Annotated in this window: 20 protein-coding genes and 2 tRNA genes; 7 read left to right on the top strand and 15 right to left on the bottom strand. The window is 60.7% G+C overall.

Annotated features, from left to right (window positions below):
• From AC3EA7_RS21230 to AC3EA7_RS21210, 5 genes are all read right to left on the bottom strand, one after another.
• Positions 1–122, bottom strand: a 122-nt coding sequence (locus AC3EA7_RS21230) for a GTP-binding protein (RefSeq protein ID WP_488612880.1), incomplete at its 3' end; no start/stop codon positions are given.
• Positions 123–177: 55 nt separating this feature from the next.
• A tRNA-Thr gene (locus AC3EA7_RS21225) sits at positions 178–253 on the bottom strand.
• 76 nt (positions 254–329) lie between these two features.
• Positions 330–416 (bottom strand) — tRNA-Tyr (locus AC3EA7_RS21220).
• Between the two features lie 90 nt (positions 417–506).
• Entirely contained in the window at positions 507–1502 is a 996-nt protein-coding gene (locus tag AC3EA7_RS21215) for a 2-hydroxyacid dehydrogenase (protein WP_488616073.1), read from the bottom strand.
• Complete coding sequence (locus AC3EA7_RS21210; protein WP_488616072.1) at positions 1447–2061, bottom strand: hypothetical protein; 615 nt, start codon at positions 2059–2061, stop codon at positions 1447–1449. Before AC3EA7_RS21210 ends, AC3EA7_RS21215 begins: the two co-directional genes overlap by 56 nt.
• A 110-nt stretch (positions 2062–2171) precedes the next feature.
• On the opposite strand from AC3EA7_RS21210, the gene AC3EA7_RS21205 reads away from it, so the two are divergent.
• From AC3EA7_RS21205 to AC3EA7_RS21195, 3 genes are all read left to right on the top strand, one after another.
• Complete coding sequence (locus AC3EA7_RS21205; protein WP_488616071.1) at positions 2172–3845, top strand: acyl-CoA mutase large subunit family protein; 1674 nt, start codon at positions 2172–2174, stop codon at positions 3843–3845.
• A gap of 60 nt (positions 3846–3905) precedes the next feature.
• Complete coding sequence (locus AC3EA7_RS21200; RefSeq protein ID WP_488616070.1) at positions 3906–6974, top strand: winged helix-turn-helix domain-containing protein; 3069 nt, start codon at positions 3906–3908, stop codon at positions 6972–6974.
• Positions 6975–7177: 203 nt separating this feature from the next.
• Positions 7178–8467 (top strand): MFS transporter, encoded by a 1290-nt coding sequence (locus tag AC3EA7_RS21195; protein WP_488616069.1) that lies wholly within the window; start codon positions 7178–7180, stop codon positions 8465–8467.
• Between the two features lie 673 nt (positions 8468–9140).
• Here the strand turns inward: AC3EA7_RS21195 and AC3EA7_RS21190 are convergent.
• Complete coding sequence (locus tag AC3EA7_RS21190) at positions 9141–9377, bottom strand: hypothetical protein (RefSeq protein ID WP_488616068.1); 237 nt, start codon at positions 9375–9377, stop codon at positions 9141–9143.
• A 25-nt stretch (positions 9378–9402) separates the two neighbouring features.
• Between AC3EA7_RS21190 and AC3EA7_RS21185 the strand changes: the two genes are divergently transcribed.
• Together AC3EA7_RS21185 and murA are read left to right on the top strand one after the other, a co-directional pair.
• Positions 9403–10110 carry a hypothetical protein gene (locus AC3EA7_RS21185; RefSeq protein ID WP_488616067.1) on the top strand — a complete coding sequence of 236 codons (708 nt, stop codon included), beginning with the start codon at positions 9403–9405 and terminating at the stop codon, positions 10108–10110.
• Positions 10111–10112: 2 nt separating this feature from the next.
• Positions 10113–11399 (top strand): UDP-N-acetylglucosamine 1-carboxyvinyltransferase, encoded by a 1287-nt coding sequence (murA, locus tag AC3EA7_RS21180; protein WP_488616066.1) that lies wholly within the window; start codon positions 10113–10115, stop codon positions 11397–11399.
• Between the two features lies 1 nt (position 11400).
• Here murA and AC3EA7_RS21175 read toward each other — a convergent pair whose 3' ends face one another.
• Positions 11401–11841, bottom strand: a complete 441-nt coding sequence (locus AC3EA7_RS21175; RefSeq protein WP_488616065.1) for a hypothetical protein — start codon at positions 11839–11841, stop codon at positions 11401–11403.
• Between the two features lie 137 nt (positions 11842–11978).
• On the opposite strand from AC3EA7_RS21175, the gene AC3EA7_RS21170 reads away from it, so the two are divergent.
• Both AC3EA7_RS21170 and AC3EA7_RS21165 read left to right on the top strand, forming a co-directional pair.
• Positions 11979–12269 carry a YggT family protein gene (locus AC3EA7_RS21170; RefSeq protein WP_488616064.1) on the top strand — a complete coding sequence of 97 codons (291 nt, stop codon included), beginning with the start codon at positions 11979–11981 and terminating at the stop codon, positions 12267–12269.
• A 111-nt stretch (positions 12270–12380) separates the two neighbouring features.
• Positions 12381–12695: a GlsB/YeaQ/YmgE family stress response membrane protein gene (locus tag AC3EA7_RS21165; protein ID WP_488616063.1), complete on the top strand. Its 315-nt coding sequence runs from the start codon at positions 12381–12383 to the stop codon at positions 12693–12695.
• Positions 12696–12698: 3 nt separating this feature from the next.
• Here AC3EA7_RS21165 and AC3EA7_RS21160 read toward each other — a convergent pair whose 3' ends face one another.
• The 8 genes from AC3EA7_RS21160 to AC3EA7_RS21125 form a co-directional block, all read right to left on the bottom strand.
• Entirely contained in the window at positions 12699–13982 is a 1284-nt protein-coding gene (locus tag AC3EA7_RS21160; protein ID WP_488616062.1) for a sensor histidine kinase, read from the bottom strand.
• A gap of 2 nt (positions 13983–13984) precedes the next feature.
• Complete coding sequence (gene hisIE / locus AC3EA7_RS21155; protein ID WP_488616061.1) at positions 13985–14596, bottom strand: bifunctional phosphoribosyl-AMP cyclohydrolase/phosphoribosyl-ATP diphosphatase HisIE; 612 nt, start codon at positions 14594–14596, stop codon at positions 13985–13987.
• Positions 14597–14722: 126 nt separating this feature from the next.
• Positions 14723–16240: a bifunctional phosphoribosylaminoimidazolecarboxamide formyltransferase/IMP cyclohydrolase gene (gene purH / locus AC3EA7_RS21150; protein WP_488616060.1), complete on the bottom strand. Its 1518-nt coding sequence runs from the start codon at positions 16238–16240 to the stop codon at positions 14723–14725.
• Between the two features lie 363 nt (positions 16241–16603).
• Entirely contained in the window at positions 16604–17407 is an 804-nt protein-coding gene (locus tag AC3EA7_RS21145) for a DUF4388 domain-containing protein (RefSeq protein WP_488616059.1), read from the bottom strand.
• 58 nt (positions 17408–17465) lie between these two features.
• A complete protein-coding gene (locus AC3EA7_RS21140) occupies positions 17466–18041 on the bottom strand; it encodes a GTP-binding protein (RefSeq protein WP_411856854.1) in 576 nt (191 codons plus the stop codon).
• A gap of 62 nt (positions 18042–18103) precedes the next feature.
• The gene (locus AC3EA7_RS21135) at positions 18104–18598 is read right to left on the bottom strand and encodes a roadblock/LC7 domain-containing protein (protein WP_041331273.1); all 495 of its coding nucleotides are present in this window, start codon (positions 18596–18598) and stop codon (positions 18104–18106) included.
• Between the two features lie 314 nt (positions 18599–18912).
• Positions 18913–19197, bottom strand: a complete 285-nt coding sequence (locus AC3EA7_RS21130) for a hypothetical protein (protein ID WP_488616058.1) — start codon at positions 19195–19197, stop codon at positions 18913–18915.
• A 319-nt stretch (positions 19198–19516) separates the two neighbouring features.
• Complete coding sequence (locus tag AC3EA7_RS21125) at positions 19517–19960, bottom strand: Hsp20/alpha crystallin family protein (RefSeq protein WP_488616057.1); 444 nt, start codon at positions 19958–19960, stop codon at positions 19517–19519.
• Positions 19961–20041: the final 81 nt, after the last annotated feature.

Genomic DNA, 20041 nt, shown 5'->3' with positions numbered 1-20041 from the left:
GCGCCTTGCAGGGCGAGCACCTTGGTGATCGCGGCGGTCAGCGTCGTCTTGCCGTGGTCGACGTGACCAATGGTGCCGACGTTGACGTGCGGCTTGGTGCGCTCAAACTTCTGTTTTGCCATTGCTTTGTATTGCTCCTTGAACTGTCAGGCGCAGCGCTGATCGCCGCTGCCCGGCTGGAGCCCATGACGGGACTCGAACCCGTGACCTCGTCTTTACCAAAGACGTGCTCTACCTGCTGAGCTACATGGGCGTATGAACATAAGAATGAGAATGTAGAATTGAGAAATGACACTGCCTCGATCTCAACTCTACATTCTCAGTCGAACTGGTGGGCCGGGCTGGATTCGAACCAGCGAAGGCGTTAAGCCAGCAGATTTACAGTCTGCCCCGGTTGGCCACTTCGGTACCGACCCAATAAACAGCACACCACATATCGTAGCGGATATGCATTATACGACAGTCGCGGGCGACTGTCAAACCGAATGCGCCCTTTCACCCTGCGTTCAACGAACAATCACCGGGTTCGGAACCGGCTGACCGGTCAGCGCCGCGACCAGGTTCGTCGCCGCCAGCACCGCCATACGGGTGCGGGCGGCGACCGTGGCGCTGCCGATGTGCGGCGTCAGCACCACGTTGGGTAATGCCAGCAACGGGTGATCGGCGCCGATCGGCTCACGTTCGAACACGTCGAGACCGGCAGCCCACGGACGGCCGCGTTGCAACGCTGCGATCAGTTCCGCTTCACGAACGACCGGACCACGCGAGGCATTGACAAACACCGAGGTTGGCTTCATCAAATCGAACTCACGCGCCCCGAACATCCCGCGCGTTTCCGGCGTCAGCGGAACCATCACCACTACGACATCCGCCTCGATGAGCAGATCATCGAGTTGCGGCGCATAGCGGATGGTTGCGCCGGGGATCGCACCGATCCGCTCCTCAAGCGCCGGCGATGGGCGGCGATTGTGATACAGGATCGGCATGCCAAACCCGATTGCCCGCCGCGCCACTGCCGACCCGATCCTTCCCGCGCCGACGATTCCGAGCGTTGCACCATGCACATCCTGACCGACCATGAACATCGGCGACCATGTGGTCCATCCACCGGCGGCGATCAACTGATGCCCCTCGACGACCCGCCGCGACGCCGCCAGGATGAGCGCCCAGACCAGATCAGCGGTCGTGTCAGTCAACACATCGGGCGTGTTGGTCAGCAGCACCCCGCGCGCCGTGAGCGCTGGCAGATCGACATTATCGTAGCCGACCGCCATATTGGCGACCACCTTCAGGCGTGGCGCAGCATCGAGCAACTCAGCGTCCACGCGGTCGGTCAGCAGGGTGAGGATGCCATCCACATCGGCAACGGCGCGCAGAAGCGTCTCACGGGGCACAGGCGTCGCGTCGTCGTCCCAGCAGGTCGTATCGCAGGCAGCGGTCACAATCTCAACTGCCGCCTGTGGCAGACGACGCGTGAGGTATGCGCGGGGTCGCGGTATCATACAGCGGTGTCAGTGAAACAACTTCAAGACGCAGCGTGCGGACAGGCGTGGCGCAGTTGGGGAGTTCACGCCTCTCCCAGGCGCGCTTCCAGTATGCCGGATGTTGCCAGTTTGGCTGCATTTCGCGCCGCCAACCGATAGTCGTCGGAACGCCGTAGATGGGATCGTACTCGATAGCGCCGATCCGCACGCGATGGCAAATACAGTCCTGTTTGGAAGGGAAGCACTCCGGTGCGGCTTCAAGCCGCGCACTTAACTCGAACAATCGATCAACCGTTAGCGACGAGAGCCATGAGGAGTTGCACGTATCGCGCAGCATATAGTGCCGTGTTCCGCGCACTTCGATCTCCTGCGCGCACGTGCGCCCGGCGAAAAACGCTCGCACCACAATGTGATACGAGGTGATCGATTGCGCCTTCCAGACCTGCTGCGCCATTTCACGCCGTTCGATGTAGGTCGCCGGTATTGCGCCGCTCGCCATCAATCCGAGACTCGTAGCGGCGAAGAGAAGAACCCAGACGATGCGCCAGCGGCGCGCGCGCAACAGTAATATTCGCATGGTTGGCTGCTCCATGTCTGGATGGAGGGATGTATTTCGAGGGTATACTGGAAGTATACAATAGTTACACAGTTACACAGTGGTTGTCAATCAATGAAGAGGAGACGACGATGTCCGATTCGCTTGCTGCTTTCCGTGAGGCCTATCAGGAATGGGAAAGCGCCGTGCTGCGCCCCACGCTCGAACGTGCGCCTGAGCGCGACGCCGACTGCACAACCGTCTCTGGCGCGCCGATCAACCGCCTCTACACCCCGCTCGATCTGGAAGGAACCGACCCGCTACGCGACATTGGATTGCCAGGCGCCTATCCGCTCACCCGCGGCATTCACCCAACCGGGTACCGCGGCAAACTCTGGACGATGCGCATGTTTGCCGGATTCGGCAGCGCCGAGGAAACCAATGCCCGATTTCGTTATCTGCTTGAGCAGGGACAGACCGGGTTATCGATTGCATTTGATATGCCGACGCTCTACGGGCGCGACACCGATGATCCGCTGGTTCCTGGCGAGTTCGGCAAGTGTGGCGTGGCAGTCTCCTCGCTTGCCGACATGGAAATTCTGCTCGACGGGCTGCCGCTCGACGAGATCAGCACCTCGATGACGATCAATTCGCCAGCTGCGATTATCTGGGCGATGTATCTGGTGGTGGCGGAGAAGCGTGGCATTCCCTGGGACAAACTGCGCGGCACGCTCCAGAACGACATCCTGAAGGAATATATCGCTCAAAATGAATACATTTTCCCACCGGAGCCATCGATGCGCCTGGTCGTGGACACGATCGAGTTTTCCACCCGACATGTGCCGCAATGGAACCCGGTTTCGATCAGCGGCTACCACATCCGCGAAGCCGGCGCAACCGCCGTGCAGGAACTGGCATTCACCCTTGCCGACGGGCTGGCATACATCCAGGCGTCTATCGAACGTGGCCTGCATGTCGACGAGTTTGCGCCACGGCTCAGTTTTTTCTTCAACGCGCACAACGACCTGTTTGAGGAAGTGGCAAAATACCGCGCAGCACGGCGGATCTGGGCGCGCACGCTGCGCGAGCGGTTTGGCGCGCAGAATCCGCGCTCGCTCTGGCTGCGCTTCCACGCGCAGACGGCAGGGTGTTCGCTTACCGCGCAACAACCGGAGAATAATATCGTTCGCACCGCGATCCAGGCGCTTGCCGCCATCCTTGGCGGATGTCAGTCGCTCCACACCAACTCGATGGACGAGGCGCTGGCGCTTCCCTCTGAAAAAGCCGTCACCATCGCGCTGCGCACGCAGCAGATCATCGCAGAGGAGAGCGGCGTCGCCAACACCGTCGATCCGCTCGGCGGCTCGTATTTCGTTGAGGCGCTGACCAACCGTATGGAAGAGGAGTGTCTCGCTTATTTCCGCCGGATCGATGATCTTGGCGGCGTCATCCCCGCCATCCGTCGCGGTTTCTTCCAATCGGAAATTGCTGATGCCGCCTATCGCTATCAGCGCGAGATCGACTCCGGGCGGCGCGGCATTGTCGGAGTCAACCGGTATGCGGTGAAAACGCCGCTCGAAATCCCGATCCTCGAAATGGACCCGCATGGCGAGACGCGGCACCTGGAGCGCCTGAATCGCGTGCGCGCCACCCGCGATAACGCGCTGGTGCAGCACCGCCTGGCGGCGCTGCGCGAAGCAGCACTGGGGCAGGACAACCTGATGCCGCCGATCCTCGACTGTGTCCGCGCATATGCTACCATCGGCGAGATGTGTGACGTGCTGCGCGATGTGTTTGGAGTCTATCGCGAGATGGTCGTTGTGTAACACTTGAAGGTCGTGCATAGTTACCTAACGGTGTGGTATACTGACACGTTGGGTAAAAGTATGCGCCGCCATCACCACACTCACGTCGTTGTTGACGACACGCTGCTTCAGACGGACGGGCGAGACGCCATCGTAATCGGCTCGCCCGCCTGGTATGCCTGGCTGAACGACGAACAGACTGCATCCTTTGGGTATCGCAGTCCACGCGGCGGTTTTACGGCGCGCCGCGAGCGTCAGCGCAACGGCTGGTACTGGTACGCTTACCGTCGCGTCGGTGGAAAACTGCACAAGCGTTATCTGGGGCGCGCCCGCGATCTCACCACCGAACGGCTACACCGTATCGATGTGGCGCTTGCCCAGGGCGATGCACCATCCCATACCTCGACCACTTTCATCGATCAGGTCATGACAACCATCAGTCGGCTCCGCCCGCCGCCGCCGCGCCCGTCGCTGGTTGCCCGTCCACGCCTGTTGCAGCGCCTCGATGATGTGTTTCATACGGCGCTGACGCTGATCTCTGCTCCGGCCGGGTTCGGCAAAACGACTCTGCTGAGCGCATGGATAACCCATGTGCAAGCATCCCCGCATCCTGCCATCGCCTGGGTCTCGCTCGATACGAGCGATGACGACTCGGTGCGCTTCTGGAGCGCAATCACCCTGGCGTTGACAGCCATTCGTCCCGAGATAGGCGCATATACCCGCTCATTGATCGAGGCGCCGCAGCGACCGCCGCACACATTGCTGGCGCACGCGCTGCTCTCAGACCTGAACGCCGTTGGAGAGTCGATCATCATCGTGCTCGACGATTATCACCTGATGACCTCGGCGGAGGTGCATGAATCACTGACCGCATTCATCGAACACTTGCCGCCGCATGTTCATCTGGTTCTCGCCACACGCGCCGACCCGCCGCTACCGCTAGCGCGCTGGCGGGTGCGCGGGCGTCTTTCTGAACTGCGCACCGCCGATCTGCGATTCACAACCGACGAGGCCGCCGCCTTTCTCCATTCAACCATGGAGCTGGACCTGCCACCCGAGGTAATTCATGCACTGGAAGAACGCACCGAGGGATGGGTGGCGGCGTTGCAACTTGCGGCGCTGTCGATCCGCGATCGTGCTGATGTTGCAGGATTTATCCAACGCTTTGCCGGAAGTCACCGCGCGATTGTCGATTACCTGGCAGAGGAGGTCATCGCTCAGCAGCCGGATCACGTCCAGACATTTCTGCTACATACATCGATCCTCGAGCGTATGTCGGCGGCATTGTGCCATGCGCTGCTTTCCCCTGATACATCGGGCACGGGTGCGACCGACGCACAGGCGATGCTCGATTACCTGGAACGGGCAAACCTGTTCGTCACACCGCTAGACGAAGAGCGACGCTGGTATCGCTACCACCATCTCTTTGCCGAGATGCTGCGCGACCGGTTGCAGCACATCCGTCCCCATCTGGTTGCCGAACTCCATCGTCGCGCTGCACGCTGGCACCACGCTGCGGGGTTCGCCGACGCCGCCATCAATCATTTCCTTCAGGCGGGTGATGCCGCCTGCGCTGCTGATGTCATCGAAGCAATCGCGGACGCAACCCTCTGGGAACAGGACGATGCGCGGGCGCTGTTGCACTGGATCGCCGCGCTACCAGACGAGACCGTCCTGGCGCGTCCGCGTCTGGCGCTTGATCAGGTCTGGGCGCTCCTGGCGAGTATCCAATTTGATGCAGCAGAAGATCGCGCTGCTGAAGTCGAACATCTCCTGTCTCAAACCGATGCGCCAACACGCTCTCTGGTCATTGGCGAACTGGCTACGGTGCGTTCAGTTGCTGCGCGGGTGCGCGGGAATGTGCCACATGCGCTGGAGTACGCCACATGCGCGCTCGAACACCTGACCCATATCGATCACAGTCTTGCCCGTGCTATCGCCGTGATGAATCTGGTCGAGGCGCACCTGATGCAGGGAAATCTTTCGAGTGCAGAACAGGTCTGCGACGAATTGCGCGTTGCGTCGCTGAGCCGCAACCTGATTATCGCCCTGATCGGATTGTTATCGCGTGCTGGCGTGTATCGCCATCAGGGACGACTCACCGATGCACGCGCCCTGCTTGATGAAGCCTTACGCCTGCTTGATCGTCGCGGCGCTGCGGAACGCCCAATTGTCGCACTGATCCATCTGGCATTGGCAGACATCGCCTATGAGGAGAACCGGCTGGCAGAAGCGGAACACTACGCCTGCCTGGCGCTCAGGCGCGCAGAACGCTGGTGGAACAACGACATCCGCATCGACAGTACGGGGCTGCTTTCGGCAATCCGGCGGGCGTGGGGCGATGAAGCCGCCGCAGCGGAACTTGCCGAACAGGTCGAGCAACTCTGCCTTGAATATCGGGTTGGATGGATTGCCAACCATGTGATGGCGGGACGCGCAGAGCGTCTACTACGCGCCGGCGATCGACAGGCTGCCGAACAATGGTCAGCGACGTGCGGGCTGTCGCTTACCGATGATCCACAACCCGAACGGTTCTACGAATATCTGGTGCTGGCGCGTATTGCACGGGCGCGTGGCGAAGGGCGCACAGCGCTGCCGTTGCTCCAGCGGTTGCTCGATCAGAGCGAACAGGGGCGACATATCACCCGCATGATTGACATCCTGAAACTCCTGGCGCTTGCCCGCTATCAGGCGGGCGATGCTTCCGGCGCACATCGAGCGTTGATCCGGGCGCTGCGTCTCGCTGAACCCGGCGGTCTGGCGCGCACCTTTGTCGACGAGGGCGAGTTGATGGAACAGTTGCTCGCCGAGTGCGGCGCGTTGATCGCGCCACAAGCGCAACAGGGCGATAGGGACGCTCGCCGACTGCTGGGGTATGTGGATTATCTGATGAGGCTCTTCCGCGATACACCGGCGGGATTCTCCGCCTCCTCTTCTTCGGCAGCACCTCTGGCAGAACCGCTTACCGCACGTGAACTTCAGGTGCTGCGCCTGCTCGCTGCCGGGCGTACCGATCAGGACATCGCCGCAAGCCTGGTCATTGCCGTCAGTACCGTGCGATCGCATATCAAACGCATTTACGCCAAAATCAACGCACGTAATCGCACCCAGGCCGCTGCGCGCGCCCGCGACCTGGGCATCCTCAATTGATGCGGATTTCCCCACCGCGTTTCATCTATTTGAAGGACGCACGCTGCGGGATGTGATGGCAGAATCGTCGCAGGTAGAACTGACCCTCGCCTGGGATGCCCGGGATGGAAGAGGACTGCCTGCACGCCTGACGGCATGCGCGCGGTAGAGACGCTCCGGTGGAACTGTTGGGCAGGCGATAGCGGTCACAGAGGAGTTTGTGCATGTTCACCATTGATCGCTCACACACTTCATGGAAATATCCATTCGCGCTCATCTGGATCGGTCAGGCATTCTCGCTCTTTGGCAGCGGGCTGGCCGGCTTTGCCATTATCTGGTGGCTAACGGCCACCACCGGCTCGGCAACTGTGCTGGCCACAGCAACGTTGGTCGCCCTGTTGCCTGGCATTCTGATTGGACCGCTCGCCGGACCGTTGATCGACCGCTGGGATCGCCGCACAGTGATCATAGTCGCCGATCTGACTGGCGCGCTGGGAGCGGCTGTGCTCGCCGTGCTCTTCTGGGCTGATGCGCTCGCTATTTGGCACGTCTACCTCATTATGGCGCTGCGGTCGCTGGCTGGCGCGTTTCACTGGCCTGCTATGCAGGCATCGATATCGCTCATGGCGCCTGAACGTCATCTGGCACGCATTGGCGGGTTGAATCAGATGCTGTACGGGGCAACGAACATTGCCGCGCCACCGCTCGGCGCGCTGCTGATTGCCATCTGGCCCCTGCACGCGCTGATGCTGATCGATGTTGTAACGGCGCTGATCGCCGTAGCAGGCGTCGGTCTGGTACAGTTCCCCCGTCCGCTGCATCCTGCTCATTCCAGCGACGGCACATCGAATGGGGTGTTGGCGGAGATGATCGCCGGGATGCAGTATATCGGGCGCTGGCCCGGGCTGATTATTGTTATGACAATGGCAGCGTTGATCAACCTGCTCCTGACCCCGGCATTTTCACTGTTGCCGATTCTGGTGACGAAGCATTTCGGCGGCGGTGCGCTCCAGCTGGCTTGGATGAACGCTGCCGAAGGCGCAGGCATCGTGCTTGGAGGTCTAATGATCGGTGTGTGGGGCGGATTCGAGCGTCGCATGCATACCGTGGTCGTTGGATTGGCTGGTCTGGGCGTCAGCATTCTGGTGATTGGCGCTGCGCCTGCGGCGGCATTGCTACCTGCCCTTGCTGCAGTGGCTGTGGCCGGCGCGATGTCACCCGTGGTCAACGCTCCACTCATGGCGATTGTGCAGTCGGTTGTGGCGCCAGAAATGCAGGGGCGCGTCTTCACGGCACTGGGGAGCGTGTCGATGGCGATGACACCGCTGGGATTGATCATTGCCGGTCCGGTCGCCGATGCGTTGGGCGTGCAAGTCTGGTATCTGCTCGGCGGCAGCATCTGTCTGCTAATGACTCTTCTTGTGATCGGAATCCCTGCCGTGCGTGATCTGGAGGATCGTCCGCGTGATAGCGGCGAAAACGTGGCTGTCAGAACAGAGAAGGTTCCATCTTGACCAAGGCTCGTCCTGGCGCCCTTCCGTCACATCCCTGCACCCGGCGCACGGGCACGCCACCGGCACCGGGCGCGGGCACGCCACCGGCACGCCTCTACGGATCGTCTTCCGCCGCCTTCCGCTGTGCGCCCTGCAACCTCCACCCGGCGCGGGCATGCCACCGGCACGCCTCTACCTGCCGCCCTGCACCCTGGGCGCGACACCGCCGCGCCCCTACCCGCCGCCCTGCACCCTGGGCGCGACACCGCCGCGCCCCTACCTGCCGCCGTGCCACGGGCATCGTGAAACGTGCAACGTTCCCGCCTGCTACCCCTTCCCACGTTCAACATTCAACGTTCGATGCCGCTTCTCAGTTGCTTATCAGCATACCCCCTGTCCGCTGCGTGCTATAATCGAAAGGCGTCGATTGATTCGGTGCGAGTCGTCGGGCTGCACGTCTGATGCCCGTATTCAGCAGCCTTCTGAGGAGATGCGCATGTCGCGCTGGAGCGCCCTCGGGAATCTGTGGTCGACCCTGCGGGAGATCGATGTCAACGCGATCCGGGACGAAGCGGAACAGCCGCTCAATATTGTCGCTGTCGGGCACGATGCGGCATTGACGGCGATAGACACGCTGGCGCACCGTGGCTCCAACCGCTATCCCCCGTCAGGCGTCACATCCCTGACGCTCCTCTCATTGCACGACGCCGCTCGATTTCCTGATCGCCTGAGCGCCGCCGATGCACTCATTCTGGCGGTTGACAGCCGGGTTGGGGTGACGGAGAGAGATGCCGCCGCGCTGAGTCAGATTGACCGCCTGCCGCGCCCCACTCTGCTGATACTTCTTTTTGGAACACGCCTTGCGCCAGGGAGCGCGCCGCTCCCGGCGCCCGCCGCCGCACGCGCCGTGACCATCCCGGACATCAACCATACTGATGCTGCGCAGCGTTTGACCAATGCGCTGCTTGAACGTCTGCCGGCCAACGCATCACCTTGCGGCGGCGCGGCGGTTACCGGGCATCCGCTCCATCTATGCGCGTCGCCTGATCGACTCAACGTCGATGACGAATGCCACCTATGCGCTGGCATCAAGTCTGCCGGAACAGATACCGATCCTGGGCATCCCGTTTGCTGTGGCCGACATTCTGGTGCTCACCAAAAATCAGGCGATCATGGTCTACCGCCTGGCGCTGGCGTATGGCGCGCCGCCCGATTTTCGCCGACGCATCGCCGAAGTGATGCCCGTCGTCGGCGGCGCCTTCGTCTGGCGCGAAATCGCCCGCACGCTGGTCGGTCTGGCGCCGGTGTGGGGGATTGTGCCGAAAGTCGGCATCGCTTACGCTGGTACGTATGCAACCGGCGTGGCCGCCTGGCGCTGGTACGAAAAGGGTGAACTGGTTCCGCGTGAGGAACTCAAGCGCATTGCCCGCGAAGCGCAGGCAATCGGTCAGGAGAAAGCCCGCGAGGTGATCGCGCAGGCGCAGGCAACCAGGGAATCGACGGGCAATGCGGTCAAGGAAGCAGCAAACCGCGTCACCAGCCTGGGCGATCGGATTCGAGCGCATGGTCGGCACACGATGCGGCGCGTGCGCCATCACCTGCCGGCGCGCTTCCGCTCTGCGCCGCAAGCCGATGAATCAGATCAACCGCCAAAGGAGCATTGACTGTGGAACGTTTTATCATCGAAGGCGGTCACCGTCTCAGCGGCAGCATCCGACCGTCTGGCAACAAGAATGCTGCACTTCCCTTGCTTGCCGCAACCCTGTTGACCAATCACGACGTTGTGCTGCACAACTTTCCGCAGATCGGCGATGTCGCCGCCATGATAGGCTTGCTGGAGCGGCTCGGCGCTCGTGTCGAACGGCGCAGCGCGCATAGCTGGGCGGTGCAAGCCGCCGGAGTAGGCACGGCTGAACCCGATCCGGCGCTGGCGCGCAAAATCCGCGCCTCGGCGCTGCTCGCCGGTCCACTGCTCGCGCGGCGCGGGTATGTGACCATTCCCCGACCTGGCGGTGACATGATCGGGCGACGCCGGCTCGACACACACCTCAACGCACTCCGCGATCTCGGCGCGGCGGTTGAGGTGACGCCGACGGCGTACATTCTCCGTGCGGAACGATTGCGCGGCGCCGACATCTTTCTCGACGAAACGAGCGTCACTGGCACCGAGCAGGCCATCATGGCCGCTGTGCTTGCCGAGGGCGACACCGTGATCAGCAATGCCGCCTCAGAACCGCACGTCCAGGACCTCTGCCATTTTCTCAACCGCCTTGGGGCGCGCATTGAAGGGATCGGCACCAACCGCCTGTTCATTCAGGGCGTATCGTCGCTCGGCGGCGGTGAGTACACGATCGGACCCGACTTCATGGAAGTGGCGTCGTTCATTGGACTGGCGGCGGTGACCCGTAGCGCGTTGCGCATCACCGGCGCACGCCCGTCCGAGCACCGCATGACGCGCATCGCATTCGGGCGGTTGGGAGTCGCCTGGCGCGACGAAGGGGATGATATCGTCGTGCCCGCCGAGCAGGAATTATGCATCCGCAACGATGTGCACAACGCAATTCCGAAGATCGATTCATCCCCCTGGCCCGGTTTCAACCCCGATCTGATCAGTATTGCGATTGTGGTCGCCACGCAGGCGCGCGGTACGATTCTGATCTGGGAAAAAATGTTCGAGAGCCGGCTCTTTTTCGTTGACCGGCTCATCGGGATGGGGGCGCGCATTGTGCTGTGCGATCCCCACCGCGTGGTAGTCGTCGGTCCGAGCCAGTTGTTTGGCGAACCCGACGGGTTGCCAAGCCCGGATATTCGGGCAGGCATGGCGCTGCTGCTGGCGGCGCTCTGCGCGCAGGGGCGCAGCGTCATCTACAACATCGGTCAGATCGATCGCGGCTACGAGCGGATCGATGAACGCCTGCGCACCCTGGGAGCACACATCGAACGCGCCCGCTAATTCAACCTCGCAGACGATAGACAACCAGCGGACTGGAACCGACCGGATCGCGCAGCACCACGTCGATGTCGCCGTGACCCACGATGCCGCGGCTCAATGGATCGAAGTTGCGCTCGCCTTCGATGTAGTAGTAGTACACCTCGCCATTCAGACGGAAACCACGGATGTTGCTGGAGCGCACAACGATGCCAGGCGCCGCTTCGACCAGCGGATCATCGATGGTTTCATCGAGACGAGACTGAACTGCTGCACGAATGGTCTCCGCCTCGAGCGGCGTGAGCGAGGTGTACGGCGTGAGCAGCAGCGCTGCCAGAGCGACGAGTAGCGTGCTGAACGCCAGCATATTGACAGCAAACAACACCTGGTAGAAGCGTATGCTGCGCGATGGAACAGCAGGCGTCTCACGAACGACCGCAGCCGGCGAATACGGCGCCTGGATCATAGAATGCCTCCTCAGGCGTTCATGCAGCGTGCTCATCCTGTTATAATCAACGATAACATGAGTGTATATTGGCGCGTGCAGAAACACGATGGTCACTGGCTGAAACATAGCTGAGAATGTTCTCATTCACGCATTCCATGCAGAACCATCGTATTCTTGTGGCAACAACCATCGTGCTGGGGATAGCAGAAGGCGCGTTGATCGCACGATTCGTCCTGCGCCTCTTCGCCGCTCGTCCTGATAATCCCGCGGTTCAGGCGCTGTACACTGTCACACAACCAGTGATCGCACCGCTGCAAGCGCTCGATGCAGGGCAACCGCAGTACGGCGCATCACTCGAATATGCGACGCTCACGCTGCTGCTCGTGTTGCCGCTCATCACAGCGCTCATGTGGAGATGGACCAGAAATCGTTTGCCAGGCGCTTAGTTCTCGGTTCTTGGTTCTCGGTTCTTGGTTCTCGGTTCTTGGTTCTCGGTTCTTGGTTCTCGGTTCTTGGTTCTCGGTTCTCGGTTCTTGGTTCTCAACCAGGAGAATCCCATGGATCCATTACAGTTGCTGATACTACTGGTCATCGCCGGAATCTGCGGCGCCGTCGCCGAATTGATTGTCGGTTTCAGCCCACCAGGGTTACACGTGATGCTGGTGTCAATCATCGTCGGAGTCATTGGCGCATTCATTGGCAGTTGGATCGGCGGATGGATGGCCGAAATACTTGGTCTGCCGCCAATAACGGAGGTTCGGGTCGGCAATACGCGCCTTAACCTGCTGTACACCGTTCTGGGATCGACGCTGCTGCTGGTGATTCTCCAGGCGCTGCGCAGCGGACGGCAATGGTTCTCGCTCAAGAGGTAGGGGTTAGGGATTATTGACTGCGGGCAGAAGCATGCGGAAGACCATCTCGTCCCCACTGTGATGAGCAGTCAGCATGCCGTTGTGTTGCTCAACAATACTGTAACTCAACGGTAGTTCGATGCCATTCGCTTCACCGCGCACGGGACCATCTGGATCGAACAGCCGGGTCAGATCAGACTCCTCAATAAAAACGCCGGTATCGGCAAACTCCGTCACTGCCAGATGCGCTGTATCGTCAACCTGACGGTAGGTGCGAATCGTCAACCGTCCCCCGCGAGGCATGGCATAGACAGCATTGAGGATCAGGTTGTAACAGGCATAGCGCAAATGACTGGCGAATCCCGGCACACGCAGATCGTCGGGCGTAAATTCACGACGCAGATCGATAGCGCGTTCGCGCAGAATATCATCCGCCTGTTGCAGCGCCTGATCAAGAACCCGATGCAACGCCACCGGTCGCTTCTCCTGCCCTGACGAACGGTACAGATCGAGGATACGCCGCACGCTGGCAATGACGTGCTCCGTTTCCTGCTGCGCCATTGTCAGATAGCGCTGGCGCTTTTCGTCGTTGAGCGGGCGATGCTGCAACAGATAGAGCGTGTTGGCAATTGCCTGGAGCGGATTGTTGATCTCGTGGGCAAGCGCAGCGGTCAGGCGTCCTACCAGCGCCAGGCGCTCAGCATGCGCCTGATCGATCTGCCGCATCCGCTGCTGCAATTGCGCCTCGCACTCGGCGGCGCGATTGAGTGTGGCGCCGATGAGCGTGGCTGCCGCATTCAGGCACGCAACGACGTCAGTGTCGTTGATTGCGCCATCAGGCAATGCCGCAAAGATAACTCCCTTCGCTTCACCGCCGGCGAAGGGCGCACAGATCAGCGCAGCGTCGGTCGCCAGGGTTCGCTCCCAGGAAGCGGGAACAACTTCACTCGTCGAAGACGTAATCGCACACCCTTGTGCAATGGCTGCACCGCAGAGGCTGCCAGACAGCGACAGCGCCACCGGCAGCGCTGGCGCTCTTCCAAACGACGCCGCTCGCCTGACACGCAACATATCGTCGTCTACCAGCATCACGTAGCCGCGCAACAAAAACGGCGCTGCATCGAGCCGCGCCGCAATCACATTAGGAGCCTCGGCAGCTGTACGACACTGCGCCAGCGCCAGTCCGGTCTGCGCGACCCACGCCAGATGCCCGGCGCGCTGCGGCAAGGTGATGCCTTCCACACGGCTACTCTGCAGGCTTTCGTGCTGTTTGGAGAGTGCGACTCCGGTTGTATCCTGTTGCGTCACGTTCAACCACCATAGCGTCGTCGCAGTTCAGCCCAGACATCCTCGAGCGTCATGCCCTGGTGTTGCAACAGCACCAGCGTATGGTACACCAGATCCGCGACTTCCCAGGCTATCTCGGCGGGTGCGCCGTTTTTTGCCGCAATAATAACTTCCGCTGCTTCCTCGCCGATCTTTTTGCCAATCCGATCAACGCCTCCCATGAGCAGCTTCGTGGTGTACGAACCCTCTTTCGGAGCGGATGCACGCTGTGCAACAACGTTGGCGAGGTCAGTGAGGATAACGGAGGATGGCATGCGCGTTTCGGTCGGATCGCCATCGAGGGTGCGATGAAAGCAACTCACCCGACCGGTGTGGCACGTGGGACCAGCCGGTTCTGCAAGCGCCAGCAACGCATCGCCATCACAGTCCTGCCGGATTTCGACCAGACGCAAGACGTTGCCAGAGGTTTCGCCCTTGCGCCAGAGCGCCTGCCGGCTCCGGCTCCAGAATGTCACCATGCCCGAGACCAGCGTTTGCTGCAATGCCTCCTCGTTCATATATCCCAGCATCAGCACCTCGCCGCTCCGTGCGTGCTGTACGACAACCGGGATCAGACCTGCTTCATTGAACTGCATACGGACAGCGTCTCCATCTCCACCTTGTCGCCCACCCTTTACCCTGTACCGCAAGCGTTGGCTGAGCCTGTCGAAGCCAACGCCAACTGCAAGGCAACAGGCGCCTCACGTGTGGCGCGTATTGCTCTAGTGGAGAAAGTGTCGTCTTCCAGTAAACACCATCGCCATGCCTAACCGGTTGGCGGCAGCGATCACCTCGTCATCGCGCACCGACCCACCCGGCTGAATGACCGCCGTTGCGCCAGCCGCCGCCGCAATCTCGACGCTATCGGCGAACGGGAACAACGCATCACTGGCGATGGCCGATCCGGCGAGCGAAAGACCAGCGTTCTGCGCCTTCCACATCGCCACTCGGGTGCTATCGACGCGGCTCATCTGCCCGGCGCCGATCCCCAGCGTGCGATCGGCGGCAGCAAACACGATCGCATTCGACTTGACGTGCTTCACGACGCGCCAGGCGAACCGGAGCGCAGCGCGTTCGGCATCCGTCGGCGCGCGTTGCGTCGCCACCTCGAACGGTTCCTCATCGAGCGGCGCAAGGTCCGGCTCTTGCGCCAGGAGACCGCCGGGGACGCTGTGATACGCCAGCCCATGCGCCTGATTGACGGAGCGCAGCACGCGCATCAGACGCCGGTTTTTCTTCTTGCGCAACAGAGCCAGTGCATCATCAGCGAAGGCCGGCGCAATGACAATCTCGGAGAAAATCTCATCAATCGCCTGCGCCAGCGGCAGATCGAGCATCTGGTTCACGGCGATGATGCCGCCAAACGGCGCTTCCCGGTCAGTGGCGAACGCTTTCTCCCAGGCTTCGAGCGGCGTGGCGCCAACCCCGACGCCGCACGGGTTTGTGTGCTTGACAATCGCCAGCGCCGCACCTTCCGCCGGGTCGAACTCCTCGATCAAGGACTGGACCGCAGCAATATCGAGGATATTGATATACGACAACTCACGCCCGTGCAGTTGCTCGAAGAACGTATGGAAATCGCCGTAGAGCGCCGCGCGCTGATGCGGATTTTCGCCGTAGCGCAGGTCCTGCGCCTTGCGAAACGCCAGCGGCAGCGTGTCGGGGAAACGTTCATCGGACAGATACCCGGCGATGGCGGCATCATACGCGGCTGTATGAGCAAACGCGCGCGCCGCCAGGCGCCGCCGCAGATCAGGCGTCACCGTTTCGGTGCGCAGCGCCGTGAGCACCGTGTCGTAATCGTCCGGGCTGACGACCACCAGCACCGACTCGTGGTTTTTGGCGGCGGCGCGAACCATAGCGGGACCACCGATGTCAATCTGTTCGATTGCTTCAGCCGGGGTGACATCAGGGCGGGCAATTGTCGCACCGAAAGGATAGAGATTGACCGCCACAAGATCGACCGGCACAATGCCATGAACATCGAGCGCCGCCATATGGTCTGGATCATTGCGGCGCGCCAGAATGCCGGCGTGAATAGCGGGGTGAAGCGTTTTCACCCGCCCATCGAGGATTTCGGGAAAACCGGTGACCTCGCTGACCGGCCGGACCGGAATGCCGGCCGCAGCCAGCGTTCGCGCCGTGTTGCCGGTCGAAATGATCTCATAGCCAAGTTCGGCAAGGCCAGCGGCAAACGTGTCGATGCCGCGTTTATCAGAGACACTTACAAGCGCACGCACTCTGCGCCTCCATACGTACAAACGCCGCCTGCTTTTTCAAGCGAAAGCCGGCGCACTCTTTAGTTTTCATTGTACCACAGAGCACTACGTGCAGGTTTCCTGGCGCCGCTTCAGCGCAGTTGCCAGACTTCGGCGCCTTCCAGCAACAACCTGATCTGCGGCGGACAAGCAAGATCGATCTTGCCCATGAATCCGTCGCACCTGGCATGGGCGCACGCCTCGCCTTAAGGTGGAACATTGGCGGTCACCGCTGCAACACGAGGCGGGCACAGTTTCGGACGGGCGCGGAGACGACCGGGCGCCGGTGAACAATCGGACGGATACAGGCAGGAGAGTTGCCGATGAAAGGCGGCTTCCTGAGCCTTAACCCCTGAAGACCTGCTCAGCAAACGAACGCATGTGGGCAAGAGGCTCACGGACACGCGCTTCGCCAAACGTGCGGATTGCTGATGCCTCAAAGAGATTAAGCGCCAAGACGACCTGTTCATAGGTCGCCGTATCCTGGTCGTGGATGCTGGCGCGCACATACGCCTCGACCAGCAGAGCGCGAGCGGGGGGACCAAGCGCATCCAGGACGATCCGTTCAAGTTCAGGGAACAGCGAATCGGTCAGGTTCGAGTCACGTTTTTCGACCAGGCCGCTCTCGAGCAGGCGGTTCAGGATCTCGCACGTGCGCGCCTCGCCGAGGCCGCTGCGCTGTGCGATATACCCAACGGTATTCTTGCCATTCACCATCGTCAGCACGCGCCACTCATCGGCTTCAAGGCTAATCTCGCTGCCGGTAGACGACGGGTTAGGCACGAGGCGCAGGATCGTATTCATGGAAAGCGCTGGTTCCGGCGCATGCGCCATCGCCTCCTGACGCATAATGCCTTCCATGATGATCATATTATTGCTCTGGGTGATGGTCGGCTTATCGAGCGTCACATCTTCGTGGAAGCGGAAGGGACCGGCGGTGAGCGTGAAGAACGTATACGCCGCTTCGAGCGGGGGCAACGATCCCAGGCGGGCGCCAATAATGCGACCATCGCGGAAATAGAGCCAGCCATCGATCTCCTGAGAGCCGCGTCTGCCCTGGAGATGCACGGCGCCCGACTTATTGCTCAACTCGATCAATTGAATGATATCGGTGAGCGAAAACTCGCTCAGATCGCCTGCGAGTGCCATGGCTCACATCCCGGGCGCACAGATTGGAAGGCGTATCACGTTCAAGAATCTGTGCCCACTACAGTTTGCTGATCACCAGTTTACTGATCGCCTTCAGGGTATCGAACACCCCGGCGCCGTTGGTTGCCGTTGCCTCGAACCGTTGCCACCCCAGCGTATTCAGGTACTTATCGAGGGTTGCGACCGGAAGCGCGCCAGGGACATCGCGTTTGTTGTACTGCAAGACGACCGGAAAGTCCTGGAAGCGCTTATTCTGCCGTGTGATATTGACGGCAAGTTCGCGCAGGCTGCGGATATTCTCCTCGAGTTTGTGCTTCTGCGAGTCAGCGACGAAGACCACCCCATCGGCGCCGCTGAGCACCGCGACGCGTGTGCGCTCATACAACACCTGACCGGGTACCGTATAGAGGTGAAAGCGCGTCTGGAACCCGCGCACCTTCCCCAGATCGAGCGGCAGGAAGTCGAAGAAGAGGGTGCGCTCCGTCTCTGTCGCAATAGACAGCAACTCCCCTTTGGTTTCTTTTGGAACCTGGCTGTGGATGTACTGCAGGTTGCTGGTTTTCCCGCTCATGCCAGGCCCATAATACACGATTTTGCAGTGGATCTCACGTGCAGCAACGTTGATCAGAGCCATAGGTCCTCTCGCCTGCATGCCGGCGGCCATGCCATATGGCGCGAACGCGCGGCAGTGGCCGTCTAGTCGCGGAACAGGAGGTCAATCGTATCTTCCATCGAAGTGCGGAACGACGAGCCGAGCACATCGTCGCGCGCCTTTTGTTGCTCACGCACACGCTCGAGAACCACACTCAGATCATCAGTGGCTTTCTTCGTCAGCACCTTCACCAGACCGATGTGCGTCCCTTTGTTGAAAATAATGCACAGTATCCACTGATCTTCGATCAGCGAAATGAAAATATTCTCGCGCACACCCTGCGTAAACAACTGGCGGAAGTCTTTCTCGCGCAACAGTTTGGCAACCTCGCGCGAGGAGGCGAACGTACCGGCGATCAGCGCTCCCAGGGCGGTAATATCCTGGCGTGCAGCGTCGCCCTGTGCCGTGATCACCTGGCCGCTCTTGTCAAGAAGCAGGACGTAATTGCCACCCGTGTCTTCGGCAAGGCGCACCAGGCATTCTTCGATGACTTTGATCTCTTCAGCCGGAACTATCTGACTCGTAAGTTGTGGATCCATGCGGCTCTCCACTCTGCGTGCGGCGGCCTGCACCGGGACAGGCATGTGCAGACTGTGCACCCGCCCTATCTTCCGCTATTATAGCATACCGCTCGTGCCGCAGACGGACCACTGCGCCTGCTGCGATGCGCGGACGTGTGGCGCGTCTGCTGCAGTCTACTCCCCATTATACTACACTGTCTCGAACCAGAACGTGATCGAAGCGATAACAACGTGATTGCAGCATCGCTACATTTTGCGCTTGCGCTATGCTGCCCGATACCTATGTCGATTTCGGATAATAATGTGATTGCAACATCGCTACACTTTGCGCGTTATCCCTCATTATCATTGCGCTCGCGTTCTTTAGGAGGACGCCCCGTGCGAATGTTGCGCAGCGATTGGATGGTGGCTGCCAGCGCCCGATCCGCCCACCCGTAGATCGTCGGCCGACTCTTGCGCAGATCTTCGGCGATCTGAGTGACGTTGGTGCGATATTCCGGATCGAACGTCGCCAGGTTGATGCGCGCCGATGCTACGATCTGTAAAATCTCTTCCTCACTCAGGTCGTGTTCGCGGATAAGTTTCCTGGCTCGCTTGCTGCTCAGATCGAGTCGCATAGATGCGCACCTTTACGCTCGCGCCCTGTATCCATATGCTGGCGGGCAGGCTCGTGACGGATGGTTTGTACAGTGTGATCATAGCATGAGGATAACCAGTTGTCCAGTGCTATTTGTAAACAGTAATCACCCAGCAGCATGGCGCGTGCAATTCGGGAAAGCCGATCAGGTAGCGGCTCATGCCACACCGCTTCACGCCGAAAACCTTTCCGAAACGTGACGACATGTAAGTATTAACAGTCCGTCGCCCTTAAAAAACCCTGCCTGCCGGCATGTGGATGCCGACAGGCAGGGGGTCAGCCGATCCTGCGCAAAACGATCAGTTGCTCGTCGGGTTGATCAGAATCCGGCGCGGCTTGACTTCCTCAGCCTTGGGGATCTCCAGCCGCAACACGCCATTGTTCAGCGTTGCTTTGATGGCATCAGCCTTGACCGAGCGCGGCAGGGCAACCTGGCGCTGGAAGGCGCCATAGCGCCGCTCGATGCGATGATAGTTGCGCTTGCTCTCCTGCGACTCCTGCTTGATCTCGCCCTTGATCGTCAGCAGGTTGTTCTCGACCATCACTTCCAGGTCTTCGGGCTTCAACCCAGGCACCGCCGCCTCGACCAGATAGGCGTCCTCGGTCTCGCTCAGGTCAAGCGCCGGAACGAAGCCGCCCCGCGCCAGGTCCGGCCGCACAAAGCTTTCCTCGAACAACTGATTCATCGCCTCACGCAGGGTCATCATTTCCTGGAAGGGATCCCAGCGAGTCAGGTTCGTCATGGCTTTATCCTCCTTTGTCAGGTCCATATGTTGCTGGACGTTGCTGTGAGCGTCGTTGTTTGCTTGCTTCCGTTGAGCAGT

It is taken from the genome of Roseiflexus sp., assembly GCF_057785375.1.
The sequence above is the reverse complement of the archived record's forward strand: the minus strand, read 5'-3'. Positions and strand labels throughout refer to the sequence as shown.

Coding starts and splice junctions, on each gene's coding strand:
- AC3EA7_RS21215 (WP_488616073.1), bottom strand. CDS start 1,502: ATGATACCGCGACCCCGCGCATACCTCACGCGTCGTCTGCCACAGGCG.
- AC3EA7_RS21210 (WP_488616072.1), bottom strand. CDS start 2,061: ATGCGAATATTACTGTTGCGCGCGCGCCGCTGGCGCATCGTCTGGGTT.
- AC3EA7_RS21205 (WP_488616071.1), top strand. CDS start 2,172: ATGTCCGATTCGCTTGCTGCTTTCCGTGAGGCCTATCAGGAATGGGAA.
- AC3EA7_RS21200 (WP_488616070.1), top strand. CDS start 3,906: ATGCGCCGCCATCACCACACTCACGTCGTTGTTGACGACACGCTGCTT.
- AC3EA7_RS21195 (WP_488616069.1), top strand. CDS start 7,178: ATGTTCACCATTGATCGCTCACACACTTCATGGAAATATCCATTCGCG.
- AC3EA7_RS21190 (WP_488616068.1), bottom strand. CDS start 9,377: ATGGTTGATGTCCGGGATGGTCACGGCGCGTGCGGCGGCGGGCGCCGG.
- AC3EA7_RS21185 (WP_488616067.1), top strand. CDS start 9,403: ATGCGCTGCTTGAACGTCTGCCGGCCAACGCATCACCTTGCGGCGGCG.
- AC3EA7_RS21175 (WP_488616065.1), bottom strand. CDS start 11,841: ATGATCCAGGCGCCGTATTCGCCGGCTGCGGTCGTTCGTGAGACGCCT.
- AC3EA7_RS21170 (WP_488616064.1), top strand. CDS start 11,979: ATGCAGAACCATCGTATTCTTGTGGCAACAACCATCGTGCTGGGGATA.
- AC3EA7_RS21165 (WP_488616063.1), top strand. CDS start 12,381: ATGGATCCATTACAGTTGCTGATACTACTGGTCATCGCCGGAATCTGC.
- hisIE (WP_488616061.1), bottom strand. CDS start 14,596: ATGCAGTTCAATGAAGCAGGTCTGATCCCGGTTGTCGTACAGCACGCA.
- AC3EA7_RS21145 (WP_488616059.1), bottom strand. CDS start 17,407: ATGGCACTCGCAGGCGATCTGAGCGAGTTTTCGCTCACCGATATCATT.
- AC3EA7_RS21140 (WP_411856854.1), bottom strand. CDS start 18,041: ATGGCTCTGATCAACGTTGCTGCACGTGAGATCCACTGCAAAATCGTG.
- AC3EA7_RS21135 (WP_041331273.1), bottom strand. CDS start 18,598: ATGGATCCACAACTTACGAGTCAGATAGTTCCGGCTGAAGAGATCAAA.
- AC3EA7_RS21130 (WP_488616058.1), bottom strand. CDS start 19,197: ATGCGACTCGATCTGAGCAGCAAGCGAGCCAGGAAACTTATCCGCGAA.
- AC3EA7_RS21125 (WP_488616057.1), bottom strand. CDS start 19,960: ATGACGAACCTGACTCGCTGGGATCCCTTCCAGGAAATGATGACCCTG.